This window comes from Enterobacter sp. 4974935 (genome assembly GCF_058661735.1).
In genome coordinates, this window is the sequence record NZ_JBZWGT010000003.1 from 3,806,729 (window position 1) to 3,828,085 (window position 21,357).

Below are 21,357 nucleotides of genomic sequence, written 5' to 3' on the forward strand. Positions count from 1 at the left end.
TCTTACTACGGGCATGGGATTACATGCCCGTTACCTATCACTTTGGTCAGTTCAATGTCACCCGTAGCGGTATTAAAGTACAGATAGAAAAAATCTGCGTTTAACCGTTCGGGTTTCGACCAGACCTCCTTCACTTCCAGGCTACGCTTTTCCTTCACATACCCTAACGTTTCGAGATAAGCGCGCAACGGCACAGCACTGGTAGCGCCTTTAAAAATGATACTGTTTGAAGGTTCGTAACCATCGCCCGAATGCGCCTCAAAATAATAGTCGTCCGTTACTTTTGGGGCGTTCTTAATATCCTTGTCTGTCAGTATCCGGTAGTGGAAAAAATCGTTTTCCGTATAAACAGTCGTCTCATCAGAACCGAATGCCACAAGCCAGACAAACAGCCATCCGAGGATAAATACCGTAGCAGCCGAAAGTGCGCACCACTTCAGGACTTTTGACGGGAGTGTCATAGAAAGCGTCAATGAAATATCTCAAGCACGTTTCAGGCTGCATATCTTTCGGATGGTATACATCAGTAGCGCGTTAACGACGACCATCATCCCACACAACACCCACAGGAATGATGGGTCTGCTTCACCATCAGCAAACCCCAGACCGGTACGATTTAAAAAATCATTGCTGGCTTGAGACAAGTAATCGAGCAAGCCTCCCAGAGGAAACAGGACGATAAAGAAGGAAGCAATGAGGCATGCCAGACCAATCAGGATATTATTTTTTAACTTTGCATGAAGCATAATCAGTCCTTCCTGTCACATCAATACGTCCATATGCCATCAACCCTTTACCACCAGGAACACGAATCTTCTTACGTGCAAGCAAAGATTGTCTGACCAGTTGAAAATGAGGGATATTATAGAACGTTATGCATCCCCACGACCCTCCCTCACCATTCGGCCTCAATGGATGAAGTCGAAATGAGCCTCTGTCGACCCCATTCACAAATACGTTATCAGCCATGGTCGAAGCATTAAACAAGCCGAACCATTCAGAATGATCGGTCCCGTTCTTGAAGTCTTTTACAAACCGCTCAACCCGATTAGCAATACTGCCTTCCGGTGCATCAACGATCCAGTACGTACCCACTGGTAACGCAGCATTCCTGATAAAGGCGCACTCAGCAATATTGGTTACAGGTTCAATCCCTGAAAAAATGGGAAACGTCCCAACGCCATAAACGTGTAGTTTCAGCCTTCTTCCATCGGCTGAGACATCGTTGTAATCCATCCTACAAATCTGCATAGCAATCCTCCCTGTCGCTTTGCGGAGAATGTTACAACCGATTTATTGGGTGCACCAGCGGAGTTAGATAATGCATTTAAAAAAGGAAAGATACGGGCATGCGTATTCAAGCCCGTATTAACTTATCCTTTTACATGATTAATGAAGGGATATTTTAGATATTATTCTTACTTTGCCAGACCATTTCCGCGCTTCACCATAGGTATATCTCCCGTATCATTCAGCGCTCCCGGAAACGTTTTTAACCACTGGGCGACTTTCTGCTTATTTAAATTCACCACACTCATCCCTTCCAGGCATCCCCATAATTCTCTTGTATGCTGTGGCGTAATCACAATGCAGTCTTTCATAGCACGGATTTTCACGGGCATACCGTTGATAAAGCCTGCACGGGTTAACCAATCGCCGCCCAGAAGAAGGTATTTCATGTCTATGCGTGCATAGAGTTCGCAACAGGCGGCACTGTCCTGCGGTGTTTCCGCGCGGGGATGAATAGGGGCCGCGTTGGGCTGGTTGCCGTGCAGACGGCGGGCGCTGTTTTTGCGTACCAGCTCGCGGTTTTCAATCATGCCGGTGAAAGCGTCTGATTCTGTTTTGCAAACGGTAAACTCTGGCTTAAAATTCGTCGCAGCCATTTTCAACTCCTTCATAGTTGTTTGTGGTTAGCGATATGGGGGTGTTGCAGCACCTTCATATCGCGAATTCTCACTTTAAATATTCTTTGATACTTCCTTTGCCGTTCGGCGTAATTTCTGGTGCTTATTATACAGGGCTGAATATAAATACAGCGGTTTTGGGTGGGGTAAATCTGGAATTTGCGAGGGGGATTCAGGAAATAGGATTTTAATTCGAGAAATGAAAACGCTTCGGCTGGAAACCTGTTCAACTCACCTCTTCCAGATATCTGTTCGTTTGTAAAACTGCGCTAATGCCGTATCGGTTGTCCCGATAACTTCCTCTCTGACCTCTCAAAAATTCATCAAACCTATAGATTAACGATTTACATCATCCTGATTTTGTTATGTGATCCTGTTACAGGCTTTAGTAACGCCCTGCCCAGCCAACCGTAACAGGACTTCATCGATGGAATTTTATCAGGCCGATCCGACGCTTGAGAACTACTGGCGTGGTGTGATCCTCTTTGGAAGAAACGTCGCATCTTACAAGTTCGCGCTGGCGTCAGCGTTGTATGAAGTGGATAAGACGGGCAGCGATTTGATTACGCTCGACCAGCTTGCCGTGCCGTTTAGCCGCTATCTTTGCGAGCACCTGAAACATGCGCCAAAACAGATCACCTCCCGCAGCAGTCAATTTCTGGAAACCTGCCTGAAGTTCAACCGAGGTGAAATCACCCACGCCCAACTCATTGAAGCGACGGTGCGCCTTGGCTTTAACAACGTGATCGATGCCTTTCACTACGTGAACCAGGGCGAGATCGATAAACGTTTTTTCCTTGATGAGCGCAAAACCAACAACGGGATTCGCCTGACGGACAACTTCTATTTACTGGGCGAACGCCTGCAGTATAAAAACCTCGCCTTTGAAACTAATGCCCGCTGGAACCTGGTAGAACAGGCCTGGTCTATGGGGATTTCACGTAACCTTGTGGGCGTGGAGTTTGATGAAGATAATCAGTTGCTGTTCACGAGGGTGAACGCGCGGCGCGTAGACATCACCAGCTGTCGCGACAGCCTGAATGGTTACCAGAAAGGACGATGCTTTTACTGCTTTAAACCCATCAGTCTGGTACCGGGAGATGCAGAACTGGCGGACGTCGACCACTTTATTCCCTGGGCTGCCCGCCATGAAGTGAGCAATATTAACGGCGTATGGAACTTAGTGCTGGCCTGTCGGTGCTGTAACCGTGGCGTCGAAGGCAAATCTGCACGCATTCCCGACCTCAGGCTTCTGCAGCGGTTACACACCCGCAATGAGTATTTTATTCAGAGCAAACTGCCGTTACATGAGACGATTGTTCTACAGACAGGGCAACGTCCTGAAGCACGGAGAAGCTTTCTTCAGCGTAACTGGCAGGCCGCGCTGTACAAACTTATCTATACCTGGAAACCCAACGCGGAAGGCGAGGCAACGTTTTAATGACACTTCACTACTATCAGAACCACGCGCAGGATTTCTTCGATGGCACGGTCAATGTCGATATGACCCCGCTATACGAGGCCTTTACCCAACATCTGCCTCACGGTGCCCGGGTTCTTGATGCGGGCTGCGGTTCAGGCCGGGACGCAAAAGCCTTTAATGAGATGGGTTATCAGGTGGATGCTTTTGATGCCTCTTCCGCGATGGTGGAGCTGGCAAGGCAACATACCGGGCTACCCGTGCAGCTAATGACCTTTTCAGAGATCGACGGTAAAGCGCAGTACGATGGGATCTGGTGCTGTGCCTCTTTGCTGCATGTCCCCTCTTCCGAGCTGCCTGCGGTGATGCAGAAGCTTGCGGATGCGCTTAAACCTGGCGGCGTCTGGTACGTGTCCTTTAAGTATGGCAACGGTGAGCGGGTGCAGGGTGAAAGACGGTTTACGGATCTGGATGAAGAGGGGTTGCGGGAGTTGCTGAGGGCGATTCCGGGGATGGAGATAGCTTCGCTGTGGGCGACTCAGGATAACCGCCCAGACAGGGATGAGACATGGCTGAATGGGATATTACGAAAAAACATTCATTGTTCATCATGTTGAGCTAATCGACAGGTAGTATGTTAACTAGTGATTCAAAATTTTCTGTCAGCTCAACTTCACCCGTGGCGGTGTCAAAAAGTAAAGATAGAATGAATCCCCATTTGATTGTTCAGATTTCGACCAGACCATTCATTTACACAAACTCGTAAAGCCTTACTGCTAGAAAGGCACTCTTATCAAACGTACAATCAAAACCCTAAAATAGCCCTTTTCGAAAAAAATTGCTTCTAACAGGACTCATTGTGAATAAACAACAGCTTGCGGCAAAAATCTGGGAATCAGCCAACCAGATGCGTTCTAAAATTGAAGCCAACGAATACAAAGACTACATACTCGGCTTTATCTTCTATAAGTACTTAAGCGACCAGCTGGTGCAGTTTGTCACCAAACAGGGGATGACGTCCGTAGATATCAAAACCCTAAATGAAGAAGACGCTGACACTGTTGAATACGTGCAAAGTAACCTAGGCTACTTTATTGCCTACGATAATCTGTTTTCTACATGGGTTGATCCAACATCCGAATTTAACGAATCTAACGTACGTGATGCACTTTCGGCCTTTAGCCGTTTGATTTCGCCAACTTACAAAAAACTGTTTGACGGTATCTTTACCACCTTAGAAACAGGTTTAAGTAAACTGGGTGAAAGTGCGGGCAAACGTACCAAAGCCATCAGCGACTTACTACACCTGATCAAAAGCATCCCCATGAATGGCAATCTAGGGTATGACGTACTGGGCTACATTTACGAATACCTGATTGAAAAATTTGCCGCCAATGCCGGTAAAAAAGCAGGTGAGTTTTATACGCCTCATGAAGTTTCGGTACTTATGTCGAACATCATCGCCCATGAGTTAAAGCACAAAGATACTATCAAAATTTACGACCCTACTTCTGGCTCAGGTTCGTTGCTGATCAATATCGGTGAGGCATTCGAGAAATACGCGAAAAATAAAGATTGCATCACCTATTACGCTCAAGAGTTAAAAGCTAACACCTACAACCTAACCCGTATGAACCTCATCATGCGCGGTATTAAAGCTAGCAACATTAAAACCCGTAATGGCGACACCCTAGAAGAGGATTGGCCGTATTTTGATGACAGCGATCCTCAAGGCTCATACTACGCCTTACATGTTGATGCCGTGGTGTCCAACCCTCCTTACTCACAAAACTGGGACCCCAGCTTTAAAGAGAGCGATCCGCGCTATTCATGTTTTGGCCTGGCACCTAAAACCAAAGCGGATTTTGCTTTTTTACTGCACGACCTCTATCACCTAAAGCCCGATGGCATTATGGCTATCGTGCTTCCTCATGGTGTCTTATTCCGTGGTGGTGAAGAAGGTGAAATTCGCAAGCAACTCGTTGAACAGAATCATATTGATGCCATTATTGGTCTACCGGCCAATATCTTTTTTGGCACCGGCATTCCCACAGTGATTTTGATACTCAAGCAAAAACGCCAAAACACCGATGTATTGGTGGTCGATGCCTCCAAACACTTTATGAAAGAAGGTAAAAACAACAAACTGCAAGCCAGTGATATCAAGCGTATTACTGATGCGGTGATTAACCGCGAAAGTATCAACAAGTTCTCGAAACTGGTGAGCAAACAAACCCTACGCGACAATGGTTACAACCTCAACATACCGCGCTATGTGGATTCCTCTGCGACGGCAGAAAGCTGGGATTTACACGCCACCATGCTCGGCGGTATTCCCAATAGGGAAATTGCCGAGTTAGACAACTTTTGGCAGGCCTTCCCTCAATTGCGCAGTACTTTGTTTACACCAAAATCAGCTGCTTACAGTGAGCTTGCCATTGATAAACAGGACGTCAACGACCGCATTAGCGGGCACCCGCAAGTGTTAGAGTTTATCAGCGCCTACAACCAGGCTTTTAATGGCTTTGATGACCACCTAAACACCGAATTAATACAAAACTGGCAAAGCGTAAAGCGTAATCAGCAAGAAGCAGTATTAAGTGCTGAGCTATTTGCCCGCTTAGCACCTATTGCCTTAATCGACAAATACCAAGCCTACCAATGTCTGAACAACCAATGGCAAATCATCAGCGCTGATTTAGAAATGATGCAAACCGAAGGATTTGCCGCCACCAAACAAGTTGACCCCAATATTGTTATAAAGAAAAAAAACGGCCAGGACACCGAAGTACAAGAAGGCTGGAAAGGCCACATACTGCCCTTTGATTTAGTGCAGAAAACTTACTTAATTGATGACTTAAAATCTCTGGCAGATAAAGAAATCCGCCTAACGGAAATCGCCAGCACGCTAGAAGAAATTTTAGAATCCCTGACCGAAGAAGAAAAAGAACAAGATACGGTTAAAGAAAGCAAAGATGGCTTTGCCAATTCCGAATTAAGCAAAGCGGCCAAGGCCTTCCTGAAAGAACAAAAAGACAGTAAAGTTAAATTCGCAGAGGAAAGCTATGAAGCTAAAATCATTCGCGCGAACAAATTAATCGATGAAGAAAAAACCCTGAAAAAAACAGTCAAAGATGCCGCCACTACCCTGCACTTGCAAACCAAAACGACTATCGAAACATTAACTGATGAGCATGTGAACAACCTGCTGCACCTTAAATGGATTGCACCATTGAGCACAGAACTTGCCGCCATGCCAAACGCAGTTATTAGCCAACTTACTAGCCAAGTGCAAGCCCTTGCTGATAAATATGCCGTCACCTATTCGCAAGTCTCCCATGCGATAAAAACCACCGAGCAAGAGCTGGCAGAGATGATGGGCAAGCTCACAGGTAATGAGTTTGATATGCAGGGCTTGGCAGAACTCACCAACTTATTGAAAGGTGAATAAGATGAGTGTGGATAACAAAGCACCAGAAATTCGCTTTGAAGGGTTTAGTGGGGAGTGGGTTGAAAATAATCTAGGTGAACTAATAGATATTAAGTCAGCCGCGCGAGTTCATAAAGAGCAATGGACTGAAGCAGGCGTGCCATTTTTTAGAACAAGCGATGTTGTATCTATTTACAAAGGACAAAAAAACACTAAAGCCTATATTTCTCATGAAGTTTACAATGGCCTCTCTGAGAAGATTGGCAAGGTAGTAAAAGATGATCTTCTTATAACTGGCGGCGGCTCGATTGGTATTCCCTACCTGGTCCCGAATGATAATCCTTTATATTTCAAGGATGCTGATTTACTTTGGTTAAAGAACAATAAAAAGTTTAATGGATACTTTCTATATACATTTTTCTTTAGCGAATGCTTCAAAAAACATATTAAAAGTATTTCTCATACAGGAACTATTGCGCACTATACAATTGAACAAGCTAAAGCAACGCCGATAAATACATGCAACGACGAAGAGCAAACCCAAATCGGCAACTATTTCCAAAAGCTCGATAGCCTAATCAATCAACACCAACAAAAGCATGACAAGCTCAGCAACATTAAGAAAGCCATGCTAGAAAAAATGTTCCCAAAACAAGGGAAAACCATCCCAGAAATCCGCTTTAAAGAATTTAGTGGGGAGTGGGAGGAGAAGCCGTTTGGAGACTGCTTTGTTAACGTACCGAACAACACGCTTTCTAGAGCCAACTTAAACTACAAAACTGGATTGGCCAAAAATATTCACTACGGCGACGTACTAATTAAACTTGGTGAAATTCTGGATGCAAGTAATGAGATCTTACCATTTATTACTAACGATGACGTGGCCAACAAGCTAAAACATGCCACCTTACGCGATGGTGACGTTATCATTGCTGATGCAGCCGAAGATAGTACTGTTGGAAAATGCACGGAATTATTTAATATAAATGAGCAGTTAATTCTTTCTGGATTGCACACGATTGCCGTTAGACCTACATTGCCGTTTGCTTCCAAGTATCTTGGTTACTACTTAAATTCATCTTCATACCATGATCAGCTTTTATCATTGATGCAAGGTACAAAAGTATTATCAATATCAAAAACTGCAATACAGAACACAAATGTTGCATTTCCAAAGAGTTCGGAAGAACAAGCCGCAATAGGAAATTACTTCCAGAAACTCGATATGCTAATCAATCAACACCAACAACAAATGACCAAACTCAATAACATCAAGCAGGCTTGCTTGAGCAAAATGTTTGTATAGGGAGTGCACATGATCACCTTCAAAAACGAAGCGCAGTTTGAGCAAGCCTTTATTGAAGTACTCACCAACAAGGGCTGGGAACCGGAGATACTCAAAAACAAAACCGAAGCCGATTTGCTACAAAATTGGGCGTCCATTTTGTTTGAAAATAATCGTCAGCGGGATCGCTTAAACGATGTCCCGCTTACCGCGACTGAAATGCAGCAAATTATTGAGCAAATCAAAGAGCTTAAAACCCCGCTCAAGCTGAACGGTTTAATTAATGGTAAAACCGTGGCTATTAAGCGCGATAACCCAGCCGATACCTTGCATATAGGCAAAGAAGTCAGCTTAAAAATATACGATCGCCAAGAAATCGCCGCAGGACAAAGCCGTTATCAAATTGTACAACAGCCAAAATTTGAACGTGGCGGTCCTTTACGTAACGACAGACGAGGCGATGTGCTGCTGCTGATTAACGGTATGCCAGTGATCCATGTGGAGCTAAAGCGTAGCGGTATTCCGGTTAGCCAGGCCGTAAACCAAATTGAAAAGTACAGTACAGAAGGCTTATTTAACGGCCTTTTTTCGCTCATCCAGGTATTTGTGGCTATGGAGCCAAACGAGACCAAATACTTTGCCAACCCCGGACTAGACGGCAAGTTTAACCCCGATTATCAGTTTAACTGGGCCGATTTTAATAACGAACCCATGAACCACTGGAAAGACATCGCGTCTACCTTGCTTTCTATCCCTATGGCGCACCAATTGATTGGCTTTTATACCGTCGCCGACGATACCGACGGTATGCTTAAGGTAATGCGCAGTTATCAGTATTACGCCGCCAATGCGATATCAGACAAAGTAGCCAAAACCAACTGGCAACAGCTGGGTAGCGCTAATAACCCTGATCGTCTCGGGGGCTATGTGTGGCATACTACCGGTTCGGGAAAAACCATGACCAGTTTTAAATCGGCACAGTTAATTGCCCAATCGAAAGATGCCGATAAAGTGATTTTTTTAATGGACAGGATTGAGTTGGGTACCCAGTCGCTGACAGAATACCGCAATTTTGCTAGCGATGGCGAAGACGTTCAAGCCACAGAAAATACTCATGTGCTTATTACAAAATTAAAAAGCAGCGCAACTTCCGATACGTTAATTGTTAGCTCCATTCAAAAAATGAGTAATATTTTTGAAGAAGCTGATGATGAGGGAACAGCAACAAATTCAGCTGATATAGAAAAAATCCGTGCTAAGCGCTTGGTATTTATTATTGATGAAGCACATCGATCAACGATGAGTGGAGGCAAAGAAAATAAACTAGGCATGCTGGTAAGCATTAAAAAAACATTCCCTAAGGCACTCTTTTTTGGTTTTACCGGCACGCCGATTCATGATGAAAATAAAATCAATAGCAATACTACCGCTGATGTATTTGGTAACGAGTTGCATCGCTATAGCATAGCAGATGGTATACGTGATGGTAACGTTTTGGGATTTGATCCTTACAAAGTACCTACTTTTAGAGATAGTGATCTAAGGAAAGAAGTTGCATTAGAACAAGCTAGGGCTGAATCGGTTGCTGATGCGATGGCTGATCCAGCAAAAAAGAAAAAGTTTAATCACTTTATGAAAGATGTGCCTATGGCAGGCTATAAAGATGGCACTGGAAAATATCACAAAGGCATTGAAGACTATATACCTAAAAGCCAATATTTAACTAATGCCCACCAGGAGAAAGTGGTCAGTGATATCTTAGATAAATGGGATGTACTCAGCCAAAATAATAAGTTCCATGCGATTTTCGCCACGAATAGTATCGCTGAAGCGATTGACTATTACCGGCGTTTAAAAGCGGCTAAACCCGAACTTAAAATATCAGCTTTATTTGATCCTAATATTGATAACGATGGCAGTGGTGACCGTGGCCCAACATTTAAAGGTGATGGTTTGAATGAAATTATGGATGACTACAATAAGCGCTATGGTCACGATTTTGATTTTGCCCGCCACGCCGCTTTTAAAAAGGATTTAGCGGCACGTCTTGCCCATAAAAAACCCTACGAACGTATTCATACCGAGCCTTCGAAGCAATTAGATTTATTGATTGTAGTGGATCAAATGCTTACTGGTTTTGATTCTAAATGGCTTAATACTTTGTATTTAGACAAGGTAATTAAATACCAAAATATAATTCAAGCGTTCTCACGCACCAATCGCTTGTTTGGTCCCGACAAACCCCACGGTATCATCCGTTATTACCGCTATCCGCATACAATGGAGCAGCACATTAATGCTGCAGTAAAACTCTATTCCGGCGATAAGCCTATCGGCTTGTTTGTTGACAAGTTAGAAAGCAATCTTAAAGCCATAAATGAATTAGTAGCTGACATTACCGAGCTGTTTGTTACAGCTGGAGTTGAGAATTTTGAAAAACTGCCAGACGATATAGAAACCTGTGCCCAATTTGCCAAGTTGTTTAATACCTTTAGCCAGCATTTGGAAGCGGCTAAAGTACAAGGCTTCCATTGGGAACAGTCGGTCTATTCCTTTACTGAAAATAATGCAGAACATGAAGTAACGCTGGCTATAGACGAACAAACTTACCTGAGTCTGGTCCTGCGCTATAAAGAATTAACAGCCAAAGGTGAGCACGATGGTGCAGGTGGTGGCGATGTGCCTTTTGATATCAGTGGGTATTTAACTGAAATAGATACCGGCAAAATCGATGCCGACTATATGAACAGCCGCTTTGATAAATACTTAAAAGAGCTGAACAAACACCAGGACCCAGCGAGCATTGAAACTACATTAAATGAGTTGCACAAGTCGTTTGCATCACTCACCCAAATCGAGCAAAAGTATGCAAAACTCTTCTTGCACGACTTACAGCGCGGTGATGCACAGTTAATTGAAGGCCATACTTTCAGAGACTACATCAACATCTACAAAGATAACGCTGAAAATGCGCAAATAAACGCCGTTGTTAGTGCTCTTGGTTTAGATAAAAGATTACTCACAGCATTAATGGCTGATAATGTTAATGATAAGAATCTCAATGATTTTGGTCGCTTCGATGCATTAAAAGAATCGGTAGATAAGGAAAAAGCAAAAGCCTATTTTGAAAAACAAGATGGCGTAAGCATACCTTTATTTAAGTTGAATATACGCATCGAACAATTTTTAAAACAGTTTATTTTTGCACAAAAAAATGATTTTTTAAGTGACACAGATGTTGTTGGTGATGTGATTTGATGTGATTCACTCAGCATAAGACTTGCCACATTTATGCTGAGTGTTCTTATTTCAGAGGTACTACATCATGAACTCAATAAAATTGATTGGTAATATTCTGGTAAAATCTACCTTTCAGAACTGAACCTACCTTTTTCCCCTGCAAGTGTCTGATGGTGGATACAGCAACGCCTGTCTATACAAAACAGGCGTTGCAAATTCATGCAGGCAAGTACGTTTTCTTAAGCGGCACCAATAACTTAGTCTCTATATCCACTTGCTCATAGTTTTCCACTAACGCACGAACCAGATCGTCAAGCGTCCATAGCGTCAACGGGATTGTAGAACGATCGGCCTCATAGCGTGCATCTTTGCTGAATCCGCCTGTGCTGACATACAGCCCGCGATCGTCTTTATGGCGGCCACCGATAAAGCTACGGATTTGCTGGCTGCTCATCTGTTCCCGCCGATGCTTCACCTCGACAATAATGCGCGGATTTTCGAAGCCAAAACCGTCAGGCGAAGCAATGATATCTTTACCACGGTCAGCACCTGCAGGCGATACCTGAGTTTTATATCCCATGCTGCGTAACACGCCTGCAACTAGATTCTGCATCTCATCCCAGTCGAGACGGTTGATACGATCTTTGATGCCTTCAAAAGCGATCATTTCCATGTCCCGCAGAGGATTAGAAACAACATCATCCTCTTCACCTAAAACAGTTACTTCCGGCGCGACATCTGAAACAGGCTTTTTGCCCTGCATTAATTCATTCACGGCAAACTCAGGCACCTGAAAAACCGTTAGCGTAGAGCCAAGGGTGTTTCTGGTTGCATCGCTCAGACTATCACGCTTGATTTCTTCAGCGTTCCACTTCACTTTACGGGCGATGCCCATGCCATCTTCAAGCCACTCGGCATGAAACTCAAAATCTGAGGCGATTTTCCCTATCAAATAAGTCCGATTAGAAGGTGAATAAGTGATAGCCCAGTCACCTTTCTGCATCTCATTCACAAAGCGCCAGACCTGGGAAGCACCGGAACGAACTGTGCCTGGCTTAGTCTGTGGCTCAAGCTCCTGATACCGGGTAAACAACTGCTCTCTTGAGCATCCCGGTTTCACATAGGGAGCGAGCTGCGACCAGCCGATTGCAACAACCTGTTTATCCCTGAAGTCATCGTACAATTTTCCGCCATCACCGCGGATCATCCACATTTTAGTCGCCACAATAATTCCTTCTGAAAATGCCTCACCGTGCGGGCAGAAACTGTCTACCAGAATATGGTCATTCCATTCAACCATCTTATGCTGGAAAACAGTCGATAAGATGGCCAATCAAATTCCTACCCTAAACCTGACGCCTCTCAAGACTATTGTAAATTGCCTCAATCTCGCCCTTCAGGTTATCACCGCAATAAACCATTGATGTATCGTATCGTTCATATCGCGCTTCACGTGTCGCGCTAAACCAGTTGAACGATCCCACGCACAGCAAACCATCATCTCCAATAACAATTTTGCTATGAACACGATTGACCAGTTTTGTCGCAATACCAAGGGCGTTCAGTTTCTCCAGCGCCGCTTTGAGGTTCTGCTGCTTCTCTTTTCGCTTCTCAAAATCATTATGTTCAGTGTTGTAGCTTCTGTCAGTGACAATCGTGACGTTAATACCACGTGAACACGCCGCAATCATAGAATCAAGAAAACCGGTTTGCTCCAGTTTTTGCCAGGTCAGCCATGGAGAAACTATCGTGATGTGTTTACCGGTATTTTCAAACGTCTGATTCAGGAAATTATCATGCTGCTCCACACCATGGAGTGTGTATATTTTGGTCTCGGCAGTTTTTAAATCCTTACGCTCTTTATAGTCAAAAGAGAGCGCATTCTTTTCTGACTCAAAGAGATATTTTGCCAGTAATCCCCGCGGAGATGAGGCTGGCTGGATCTCAAACAGGTCCATATCGCCGAAGACCAGGAAACTGTCCTTCGCACGGGAGATAGCAACGTTCAGCATGCTGTTATCGCTATCAATAAACCCGCCATCCTCATGCTTTGAATAGACTGGCGAGAATATAACAATCGCTCTTTCCGCCCCCTGAAGAGAATGCACGGTGCCCACCGTGAGCGACGTTTCATTCGCGCCTGTACTGATGCCTTGTTTACCCAACGCCTGTTTGATGGTCGATACCTGAGCGCTAAAAGGCGTCACGATACCGACAACCTCATGAAGCGATTTGCCGTAATGCGCTTCAATATCTTGCTGGTTATCTGTCAGCCAGGCAGCTATCGTTTCAGCTTCAAGCAAATTATATCGACTTCCGCTACTTGCCAGTTCTCCTTTACCATCAATATGGAGATAACCCATGGCGGGCATTAAATTGCTCTCTTCACACCCTCTTTTAGGCAACAACTTACCGTGATAGCAGAGCGTATTGCAGTATCCAATAATATTATCGAAGCACCGGCGGTGTTCATATAAGTACATTCCACGAGCCAGTTCGGGATCATATTGATAGCGTGAGGCACACTGCGCTATTTTCATGACGCTGCCAGATGCGGCGCTTTTACCAAGCTCTGCGATTGCCGTATATTTCTCAGTAATCTCTTCTTGTGTACTACCTGACAGAATTTTTTCCGCCAGCATGTTACCTATATCAATAGCGGGAGCAATACTCCATATTGGCGGGATCTGTTCCGTATCACCAATCACTAATGCCTTTTTAGCTAAGGCAAACGAGGCAGCAGCCACTTCAGGAAGCACCTGCCCGGCTTCATCGACAATGAGTAAATCGGCAAAATCATATAAATAACTTTTCTCGAATTTACGCTGACCTTTGTGTTCACTTATCTGCATATTGCCGGGCAGCATATAGCAGGTCATGACCACGCATGGGGTAAGTTTCATTCGGCGTTGCCAGCGGGCGGCTACCCCTTTAGCACCTTTCTTGCCCTTCTCTTTTTGCAGATCATCGATCTTCGCCATATCCATTAGCCAACGACCTTCCCAGTAGTGGGTCGTCAGTAAGAATGCAGGGAAGCGAATCTGCGTATCAGCCAGTTCATCTGCCTGTGAGAAGCTCAGCTCCTCGTTGCCCTCATGCCCTAAATCAAGTGCCAGATTCTGCCACTTCTGAGCCGCCTGCTGTTCTTTAAGAACAATTTCATGGGCGGAGTCAATCTGCTGCCGGTAGGTTGTTTGCTCGCGCTCAGCGGAGTTGAGCAGTCCATCTATATTACGTTCGATGGTTTCAGGATCAGACCAATTATTTCCCGCAATCAACGCACCTAATTTATCTTCTAGAAACAGCTGTATTTGGTACTGCCGCTTACTGCGAACCGCTGGTAGCCATGAAAATAATGAATAGATCAGTGATTCACTGGCTCGATATTTTTTCCATTCCGCTTTAGCACTCTTCAGTAGAGTGACTTTTTGTTCTTGCCCGGAAAGTAATTTATTTAAATTAGCGAGATATTGCTCAATGTCGTTAGCAATAAGCTCACGCGCAGCCCGAACCTGGCTTAACGTTTGCCATGTTGCGTTCAGTCTTACCAGTTGTTCGAATTTTTCTGCCAACTGGCCATGCAGGAGTTCAATGACCTTTTCAGGGGATGAACAATCTTTTTCAGGAAAGGCTGCCTTAGCTTTCTCCAGATAAAACAGCAGTGCATCCTCTACATACTCTTTTGACTCAACCTGGTTGAAGAAATCTTCAGTTTGGTATTTTTTGGCTGCTTCGGCGTTACGAGTGCTTGAGGGGAAATAAGCGCCGAAGCTTTTCAGCTCTGGCAACCATCGTCCGGCCATAGCACCAGTACCCTGGGAAAAGTCTTTCCCGAACGCCTCGATAATGTTCGTTACAGCCTGGTTATTCGTTGAAGTTGCGATAATAACCGGAGGTTCTGCTTTTTTGAGAGCCGCTCTGGCCCATTGAGTGGCAATAATAGAAAGCACCAGCGTGGTTTTCCCGGTACCCGGAGGGCCGTTAACGGCAAGGATATCGCCATGCCTGGCATCCAGAAAATGGCTTAAGGTATCGCGCTGAGCCTTTGCAAGCGGGAACTTATCTCCGGAGTGTCCAAGCCTGTCGCTGAATTTTGCTTCCGGAGCGAGCAAAGACTCTGCAGCATGAACCTCCCGCGAGGCGAAACGATTGAAGAGCGGCACATCCTTTTTGCAAATAAGCAGGTGATCATAAAGCGAAAGGATATGGAAACTGGCACCGCCAGATTGCGCAGTTTTAACAATATAACCGTGCTCAGCGAGTTCATATTGCTCGGGATTTTTAATCCAGTCGCCGACAACGTTCTTCAGTAGTCTCTCTGAATCATCCAGATATTGACGCCAATCCTGCTGCCAGGCTGCATATCGTGCTTCTCGTTCTTCATCTGTTTCGGCGGTCTTATCAACGCTGTCATCAAAGTTGATAGAGAATGACGTATGTGTCGTTATGTATTTGTCATACTGCTCAATCTCACCAATCGAAAATGCTCCTTTTAGCAAAGGTTCAAGCAGGTCTCTGGGAATGGTGGTCGCTGGCGTCGGATATAAAAAACCTTCACGGCTCAACAGGGCTGGCGTCACTATCGGGGTAACAATATCAGGCGCACCAGCGGAACGGTCCTTTCCATGCTGCAGTAACCGGAAATAAACCTTTGGCCGCAAGATGACATCGACTGTTTCGACGTCGTCTTTTTCTCCTTCAAAAAATTTATCGACGATCGCTTCGTCAATACGTCCCGCCGCTATCCCATGCCAGTGAGTGAAATTTTTGGCATCTTTCCGTTCAAAACTGCCCTTTCCTGACTCAGCATCTGCAAGCGAGTTGCGCCAGTATGAGGCAAACCCTAAAGCATTTTCATCCATTATCAGTCCTATGACTCAATGAAATCCATTGATTTATCGAATATAAAATCACCGTATGGATAACCATTGTCCACGTTGAAAAGCTGGCTGCAATGTTTTGTTCACGCTTCGATAAAAATACTCGGGTTATACGGAGTTCAGGAGGCAAGCATATCCTGCTGCATGGCGCATAAAAGCTTTATAACCGAAGCAGCAGAGGGTTACCGGTTACACGGCACGCTCCAGAAGCCCGTGAGCCCTACTGGCAGCGTTCAATGCAATATTGGAACCTGTAAATTCAGACAATAGCGCTGTCGAAGATGGTTCTGTATGTAGGCTCTCCAGCTATTGTTTTGTCCGATGCTTGCGAATAAAAGCATTCAAAATGTCGCCTTCACCATGCATGACAGAAAAAGAATATTCACATTCTTTCTTTATCAAGATTCCACATAATTCCTTGTGCAAATCTACATTAACTCCCTTTCCTTTCTGCGCTTTCTTCACACCGAGCTCACATGAACTGATTAATTCAACGTTACAGGGTTTCTTCAAACAATTCACACCATCAATAAAGCCCTGGAGAATGCATCTATTTGCGGTCGTATCACTGTAGGAGAAGGTCAGATATTTTATTTTCCCTTCGCATTCCAAAACAACTTCCGCCGAACCTTCACGTGTTGCAGCATCACAACTTCCTGTTGAATATATTTTTACCATCTTCACTTTGTACCTTTCCCCCTACCAAACGAATCATTACATCCTATATCAAAGGCATTCTCGTCAAAACTTAACTATCTCAGTAAATTCTCACGATGCCATTCCAGATAACAATACGATTCAACAGAAAACGCCTTTATTTTCTCGGGCAACAAACACTGCTCTTTAACACTAATATCCAGCTCATTACTAATTAATAAACGCCCATCGTTCTCAAACGAAATCCATCCCTGATCAAATAGAATATCAATGTGCGCAGATAATATAATACCATTATAAGGATCAAGACGTTCATTCCCATTCTCGCAGGCAGCCCACGGTTTTATATGGCTGGCACGGAGTAACGGCGCAAACGTCGTCCCCGTAACAGGGCATGCCGGATACAACATGAGACAATCTTTCCGAAAGGTACCCTGCCCCAGCCGTGCCGCAATCAACTGCTCGCGTACAGTATCTTCAATACTTTTATCCTGCTGGATAGCCAGGCAATCACGTTGTGCCTGTTCCTCTCCATCAGACGATATTAACGAAAGAACGTGCTGCTCAATTGCACTATCAGAAAGCACACTCAATCGCTGATGCACACGCTGCGCTGAATGAGAAAGCGCAGCAGGAGCGCCCTGCTCGTCACACCAGCCGACACGCACATCACTAAGCCAGGAATCAAAACGGTCACGACTATTTTTCAGACTATTGTGAAACTCGCTGGCGGTTTTACCCGCTCCAAAGCGAGGATAAAACAAGGCAAAAGCCTCTTTCCATTTCTGAACACCCAGTCCTACGGGTGGTTGAGATTTACCGTACTTCGACAAATACCACGCCACTTCAAGCAAATCGTCTTCCGAGCTATTCAATGTTACATCCTGTTTTTCCAGCGTAATTCATCACCAGATTATGTCTGAAAAGATCGTTAACTAAACTGATCAGGTTAGTTGTTTTAGAAAAAACATCTCACATCGGTTTTCACCATCAACAAGCACGACACGCAACCAACAACACAAAAAGGAATACGCCATGCCCCCAAATAGAATCCGCCTGGAGTGGCTGGCGCTGGACGAGGCCGCATAAGTCATCCAGCAGCACAACACCACATCACCTTATAAAGATTATCCAATAAACTGTCAGGTATGCTGGTTGCCGATACAACCAGCAATCAATGTGGCGAATATTAGTTCACCGTACCAATCAGCGCGGACATGAATGTGCTGAAGTTAGCGTATGTTTCAATGACATAAGCCGTAGATGCTTTATCGCGGCTCTCGAAACAGTCATCAGCGAAGTTGTAGGCAAATACGGACAAAACATCTTCACCAATCAGTACCTTTTCAGAAAGGTTCGGATCGACATACATCTCGTTGTCACGTGTTTCAAAGTTGCGTATGTAGATATTCGACCATACGGGTTCACCGTTCTCCGCCTGCACCACGCTATATAGCGTCAAACCGTTGTACTTAAATCCATCCATGATTTTGAACATATCTGAGTAGTCCAGCCGTTTGAACATCAGGCGCTGGATATCCTCAAAAACCTTTCTCTTCTGTGCCTTCCATTCAGCAGGGGCTATTTGGCGCATCAAGTCTGCCATTACGTCTGGGTCTACTGAGTTGACTACCGGGTAATTATTTTCAACAAGCATTTTTTTGAGGATGCCAGGAGTGAGTTAACTCTTTAGCTGAGCAGGTAGCAAAGCAGGCATTGCTATTGTTCTTCCTTCCTCGTCGCAAAACTCGACAAGATAGCCCAATGTCGGGGTATCGAAAACGATGACAATCGTACCAACAGCCCCTTTTACCAGTCCTTCATTCGGTAAATCCTCGTCTAAAACCACTACGTCTAATTCGGCTCTTTTCATTTTTTTCTCTCATTTAACGAATATGGTTGTAAGTCGGGGAACTAGCGCGTCTGTTTCATACATCCAGCCTGTACGCACGATCGCTGTTTCACCGTTAACGCCTAAAATGGGCATATCGACAGCTATTGTTTGGCCATAATTATTTGCCTGCAACACTTTAGCTGGGGCCGATAATACGCCTTCCTGAATTCTTGCTGCTAAGACATTTGCATTAGTTGGGTTGTATCCCAGCGCTGACTCAAACACCCGGGCTTTATGCCCCCCTGTAGGATGTGTTGAATCTAAAGCATAGGCCGCGAGTTTTTTCGGGTCGATAACGGCGTGTTCAGCATTCACTAATGTACCACTCTCAGAGGTGAAACCTTTTACATATGGGCTTTCAAGTGCTGGTATTTTACTGAGCCCCGATAGTTCATCTATTTCGCTTAAAGGGTTCAACCTGCCCATTGTTAATCCTGCCGCAACAGAGGCACCCGCAATGATTAACCCTTTGTTGTTCATAATTTGATCGTAGCCCGCTGGAGCATCCCCACCAAGCTGCTGCGCTGTTTCATGGAAACCATCAATATTGCCGTTATACACACCACCAGCGGCCAGCATTCGGCCAACGGCTTTACTATTCAGCGTCTTCCCCGATGGTGCAGTTGTTGGCCCGTAATAATCGTAATGCATCCGTTGAGTGGGGGCAGGCTTCCTGCCTTGCCGATCGGCTATTGCGTAACGATAAGCGCTAGTAATTTCGCCCTTAAACCATGAATGCCGCGATGAGGCGGTAGGTGTAAAAATCAAATCACCATTATCGTCGATGTAAAATGGATTCCTGTCGCTACTCCAACGCCTAGAGATATCTACACCAACAAGCCAGCCAATTTGCAGTTCTTGCTCTACCTGATCGTAGATGGGATCTGCGTAGCTACGATCTTTTCGCTCATACGGTCTTTGATGTGGAGATACGGTATATTTCTTTTCTGGAAGACCAAAAGAGAGACTGTGACCGTTCGCTTCATAAGATAGATCGTAATGAATACACGCTTCTCTCAGCGAGACAGCTGGCGTCAGAATGTATTGAAAATCTTCTGGGTCTAATCGCCGTGTTAAATCGTGTGACCGGTAAAGTCGAAACATGTGAAATCCTTATCCTTGAATTTGATAAGGATTCTCCGCCCCGACAGATTAAAAATCAACCGCTGAATACACAGAATTTATAATAATTCGTTGCTGACAACTAATAAAGGCAGAATTTCAGTTCAAAAAAATACTTTAAATTCAGCCAGCAAATACCTACAGAAAATATAATAAATAATATTTATCATTTAAACCATAGCAGCCTTCTTAGCGTAATAGATTTCTCAGATATCCATTCCAGATAACAATACGACTCAACAGAAATGGCTTTATTTTTGAAGCAACAAAAGCTGATCATATTAGTTGTTTTAGTAAAAACTTCTCACACAGGTTTTCATAATCAACAAGCACTACACGCAAACTACAATAAAACAAGGAACGACCCGCCAGGGTTCATCTGAATGTAGAGACCGTTACAGTCAAAGTATCTGTATTCCGTGCCAGGTGGCCAAGGTGTGGATAGATAAAAAATGAATAAAACGGAAAGACCATAAATTAAGAATGTTTACTTTCGAGAGGTAAATTATGTTTTTACTACAGTCGGATATGGACAATTACGGACGGAAATGGACACAAAAAAAGCCGCCCTTAAGCGACTTTGATTTGCATCTTATGGTGCCGAAGGCCGGACTCGAACCGGCACGTATTTCTACGGTTGATTTTGAATCAACTGCGTCTACCGATTTCGCCACTTCGGCACTGAAGGGGATGCGGAAACGTTGTGGATTATACCTGTCGCGCGCCGCCATGCAAGCGACGACGCGCTAAACCCGCGCTAAGTGCCCAAAAAACCAGCGCCCTTCGTCACTCCAGCTCAGACACCGCCAGCCGAATCACCCCCGCCGCCTTCTGCTCCGGCAGCGCCAGCACCTTCGCCCACATGTCCTGCACCATATCGCAGGAGAGCTTCTCTTTGCCCACCGCCTTCTCAGGCATCTGCAGCAGCTGGATGTCCTCGCCGTACTTATCGGCAAGTTCCTTCATAATCGGTCGCACATCCTCGACGGCCGCCTCACGCTCGGCCTGCGTCACGGTGTGGCGATTTTTACCGTAGGCCGCACGCATCATGTCGGCATCGGCCTGCATGCGCCGCGCCATCAGGTCTTTATCCAGCATGCGCATCGGGTTGATGCCGCCCTTCACCATCGGGTAGAGGAAGCGGAAGCAGGCGTCGTCGCTCACCTTCTGGATGGCGGCGGTCTGCTCCATGTTGATGGTCATGTAGTTCACCACGTTGGCGTCCGGGGCGTTTTGCAGGCGCGTCATCTGCAGATGCAGGATCTGCGGCTGGATGGTGTCGATAATCTGCTGCTCCGGCTCGCCCGCTTTTTGCAGGGCGGCCATCTGGTCGAGGATGCGCTGATGCAGCGCGGGCTCCTGCTCCTTAATCACCTGCCAGGCGGGCATCGCGTTGAGGGCGTTATCCATCTGCCGTTCCGGGGCGCGCTGCCTGTCGAAAAACACCCAGAACGCCACGGCGGCAGCCGCAATGACGATAATCACAATACGGGTCCACTTTTTATTCATCTCGCATCCTTAT

The 21,357-nt window shown here is 45.2% G+C and carries 17 protein-coding genes and 1 tRNA gene; 5 read left to right on the forward strand and 13 right to left on the reverse strand.

Annotation, left to right across the window (positions count from 1 at the left end; all coding sequences use genetic code 11):
• Window positions 1-5 precede the first annotated feature (5 nt).
• From AC4OVS_RS19465 to AC4OVS_RS19480, 4 genes are all read right to left on the reverse strand, one after another.
• A complete protein-coding gene (locus tag AC4OVS_RS19465; protein WP_491922642.1) occupies window positions 6-473 on the reverse strand; it encodes a hypothetical protein in 468 nt (155 codons plus the stop codon).
• 9 nt (window positions 474-482) lie between these two features.
• The gene (locus tag AC4OVS_RS19470; RefSeq protein ID WP_491922643.1) at window positions 483-746 is read right to left on the reverse strand and encodes a hypothetical protein; all 264 of its coding nucleotides are present in this window, start codon (window positions 744-746) and stop codon (window positions 483-485) included.
• Complete coding sequence (locus AC4OVS_RS19475; protein WP_491922644.1) at window positions 721-1,251, reverse strand: DUF2778 domain-containing protein; 531 nt, start codon at window positions 1,249-1,251, stop codon at window positions 721-723. The genes AC4OVS_RS19470 and AC4OVS_RS19475 overlap by 26 nt, the downstream gene beginning before the upstream one ends.
• 167 nt (window positions 1,252-1,418) lie before the next feature.
• Window positions 1,419-1,886: a SymE family type I addiction module toxin gene (locus AC4OVS_RS19480; protein ID WP_491922764.1), complete on the reverse strand. Its 468-nt coding sequence runs from the start codon at window positions 1,884-1,886 to the stop codon at window positions 1,419-1,421.
• A 448-nt stretch (window positions 1,887-2,334) separates the two neighbouring features.
• Here AC4OVS_RS19480 and AC4OVS_RS19485 point away from each other — a divergent pair, with 448 nt between their 5' ends.
• From AC4OVS_RS19485 to AC4OVS_RS19505, 5 genes are all read left to right on the forward strand, one after another.
• Window positions 2,335-3,348, forward strand: coding sequence for an HNH endonuclease family protein (locus AC4OVS_RS19485; protein WP_462824872.1), 1,014 nt, complete (start codon window positions 2,335-2,337; stop codon window positions 3,346-3,348).
• Complete coding sequence (locus AC4OVS_RS19490) at window positions 3,348-3,944, forward strand: class I SAM-dependent methyltransferase (RefSeq protein WP_462824873.1); 597 nt, start codon at window positions 3,348-3,350, stop codon at window positions 3,942-3,944. Before AC4OVS_RS19485 ends, AC4OVS_RS19490 begins: the two co-directional genes overlap by 1 nt.
• 242 nt (window positions 3,945-4,186) lie before the next feature.
• Window positions 4,187-6,778: a type I restriction-modification system subunit M gene (locus AC4OVS_RS19495; protein WP_462824874.1), complete on the forward strand. Its 2,592-nt coding sequence runs from the start codon at window positions 4,187-4,189 to the stop codon at window positions 6,776-6,778.
• A 1-nt stretch (window position 6,779) separates the two neighbouring features.
• Window positions 6,780-8,063 carry a restriction endonuclease subunit S gene (locus AC4OVS_RS19500; RefSeq protein ID WP_491922645.1) on the forward strand — a complete coding sequence of 428 codons (1,284 nt, stop codon included), beginning with the start codon at window positions 6,780-6,782 and terminating at the stop codon, window positions 8,061-8,063.
• Between the two features lie 9 nt (window positions 8,064-8,072).
• Complete coding sequence (locus tag AC4OVS_RS19505; protein WP_491922646.1) at window positions 8,073-11,300, forward strand: type I restriction endonuclease subunit R; 3,228 nt, start codon at window positions 8,073-8,075, stop codon at window positions 11,298-11,300.
• 199 nt (window positions 11,301-11,499) lie between these two features.
• Here the strand turns inward: AC4OVS_RS19505 and AC4OVS_RS19510 are convergent, their stop codons facing one another.
• The 9 genes from AC4OVS_RS19510 to AC4OVS_RS19550 all read right to left on the reverse strand — a co-directional run bounded on the left by AC4OVS_RS19510 (window position 11,500) and on the right by AC4OVS_RS19550 (window position 21,344).
• A complete protein-coding gene (locus AC4OVS_RS19510) occupies window positions 11,500-12,489 on the reverse strand; it encodes a restriction endonuclease (RefSeq protein WP_462825336.1) in 990 nt (329 codons plus the stop codon).
• Between the two features lie 139 nt (window positions 12,490-12,628).
• Window positions 12,629-16,144 carry an AAA domain-containing protein gene (locus AC4OVS_RS19515; protein WP_462824877.1) on the reverse strand — a complete coding sequence of 1,172 codons (3,516 nt, stop codon included), beginning with the start codon at window positions 16,142-16,144 and terminating at the stop codon, window positions 12,629-12,631.
• A 324-nt stretch (window positions 16,145-16,468) separates the two neighbouring features.
• Window positions 16,469-16,840, reverse strand: a complete 372-nt coding sequence (locus tag AC4OVS_RS19520; RefSeq protein ID WP_462825337.1) for a ribonuclease H family protein — start codon at window positions 16,838-16,840, stop codon at window positions 16,469-16,471.
• A 74-nt stretch (window positions 16,841-16,914) separates the two neighbouring features.
• Window positions 16,915-17,694, reverse strand: coding sequence for an HNH endonuclease (locus AC4OVS_RS19525; RefSeq protein WP_058688920.1), 780 nt, complete (start codon window positions 17,692-17,694; stop codon window positions 16,915-16,917).
• Window positions 17,695-18,008: 314 nt separating this feature from the next.
• Window positions 18,009-18,476, reverse strand: a complete 468-nt coding sequence (locus AC4OVS_RS19530) for a YrhA family protein (protein WP_058688919.1) — start codon at window positions 18,474-18,476, stop codon at window positions 18,009-18,011.
• A gap of 24 nt (window positions 18,477-18,500) precedes the next feature.
• A complete protein-coding gene (locus tag AC4OVS_RS19535; protein WP_058688918.1) occupies window positions 18,501-18,692 on the reverse strand; it encodes a DUF4926 domain-containing protein in 192 nt (63 codons plus the stop codon).
• Between the two features lie 9 nt (window positions 18,693-18,701).
• Entirely contained in the window at window positions 18,702-19,817 is a 1,116-nt protein-coding gene (locus AC4OVS_RS19540; RefSeq protein WP_058688917.1) for a DUF8093 domain-containing protein, read from the reverse strand.
• Between the two features lie 613 nt (window positions 19,818-20,430).
• Window positions 20,431-20,515 (reverse strand) — tRNA-Leu (locus AC4OVS_RS19545).
• Window positions 20,516-20,621: 106 nt separating this feature from the next.
• The gene (locus AC4OVS_RS19550; RefSeq protein ID WP_206228028.1) at window positions 20,622-21,344 is read right to left on the reverse strand and encodes a topoisomerase II; all 723 of its coding nucleotides are present in this window, start codon (window positions 21,342-21,344) and stop codon (window positions 20,622-20,624) included.
• Between the last annotated feature and the right edge of the window lie 13 nt (window positions 21,345-21,357).

Excerpts from the sequence above, each read along its gene's own strand:
- AC4OVS_RS19470 (WP_491922643.1), bottom strand. The coding sequence starts at position 746 with ATGCTTCATGCAAAGTTAAAAAATAATATCCTGATTGGTCTGGCATGC.
- AC4OVS_RS19475 (WP_491922644.1), bottom strand. The coding sequence starts at position 1,251 with ATGCAGATTTGTAGGATGGATTACAACGATGTCTCAGCCGATGGAAGA.
- AC4OVS_RS19480 (WP_491922764.1), bottom strand. The coding sequence starts at position 1,886 with ATGGCTGCGACGAATTTTAAGCCAGAGTTTACCGTTTGCAAAACAGAA.
- AC4OVS_RS19485 (WP_462824872.1), top strand. The coding sequence starts at position 2,335 with ATGGAATTTTATCAGGCCGATCCGACGCTTGAGAACTACTGGCGTGGT.
- AC4OVS_RS19490 (WP_462824873.1), top strand. The coding sequence starts at position 3,348 with ATGACACTTCACTACTATCAGAACCACGCGCAGGATTTCTTCGATGGC.
- AC4OVS_RS19500 (WP_491922645.1), top strand. The coding sequence starts at position 6,780 with ATGAGTGTGGATAACAAAGCACCAGAAATTCGCTTTGAAGGGTTTAGT.
- AC4OVS_RS19505 (WP_491922646.1), top strand. The coding sequence starts at position 8,073 with ATGATCACCTTCAAAAACGAAGCGCAGTTTGAGCAAGCCTTTATTGAA.
- AC4OVS_RS19510 (WP_462825336.1), bottom strand. The coding sequence starts at position 12,489 with ATGATCCGCGGTGATGGCGGAAAATTGTACGATGACTTCAGGGATAAA.
- AC4OVS_RS19515 (WP_462824877.1), bottom strand. The coding sequence starts at position 16,144 with ATGGATGAAAATGCTTTAGGGTTTGCCTCATACTGGCGCAACTCGCTT.
- AC4OVS_RS19520 (WP_462825337.1), bottom strand. The coding sequence starts at position 16,840 with ATGGTAAAAATATATTCAACAGGAAGTTGTGATGCTGCAACACGTGAA.
- AC4OVS_RS19530 (WP_058688919.1), bottom strand. The coding sequence starts at position 18,476 with ATGCTTGTTGAAAATAATTACCCGGTAGTCAACTCAGTAGACCCAGAC.
- AC4OVS_RS19535 (WP_058688918.1), bottom strand. The coding sequence starts at position 18,692 with ATGAAAAGAGCCGAATTAGACGTAGTGGTTTTAGACGAGGATTTACCG.
- AC4OVS_RS19540 (WP_058688917.1), bottom strand. The coding sequence starts at position 19,817 with ATGTTTCGACTTTACCGGTCACACGATTTAACACGGCGATTAGACCCA.
- AC4OVS_RS19550 (WP_206228028.1), bottom strand. The coding sequence starts at position 21,344 with ATGAATAAAAAGTGGACCCGTATTGTGATTATCGTCATTGCGGCTGCC.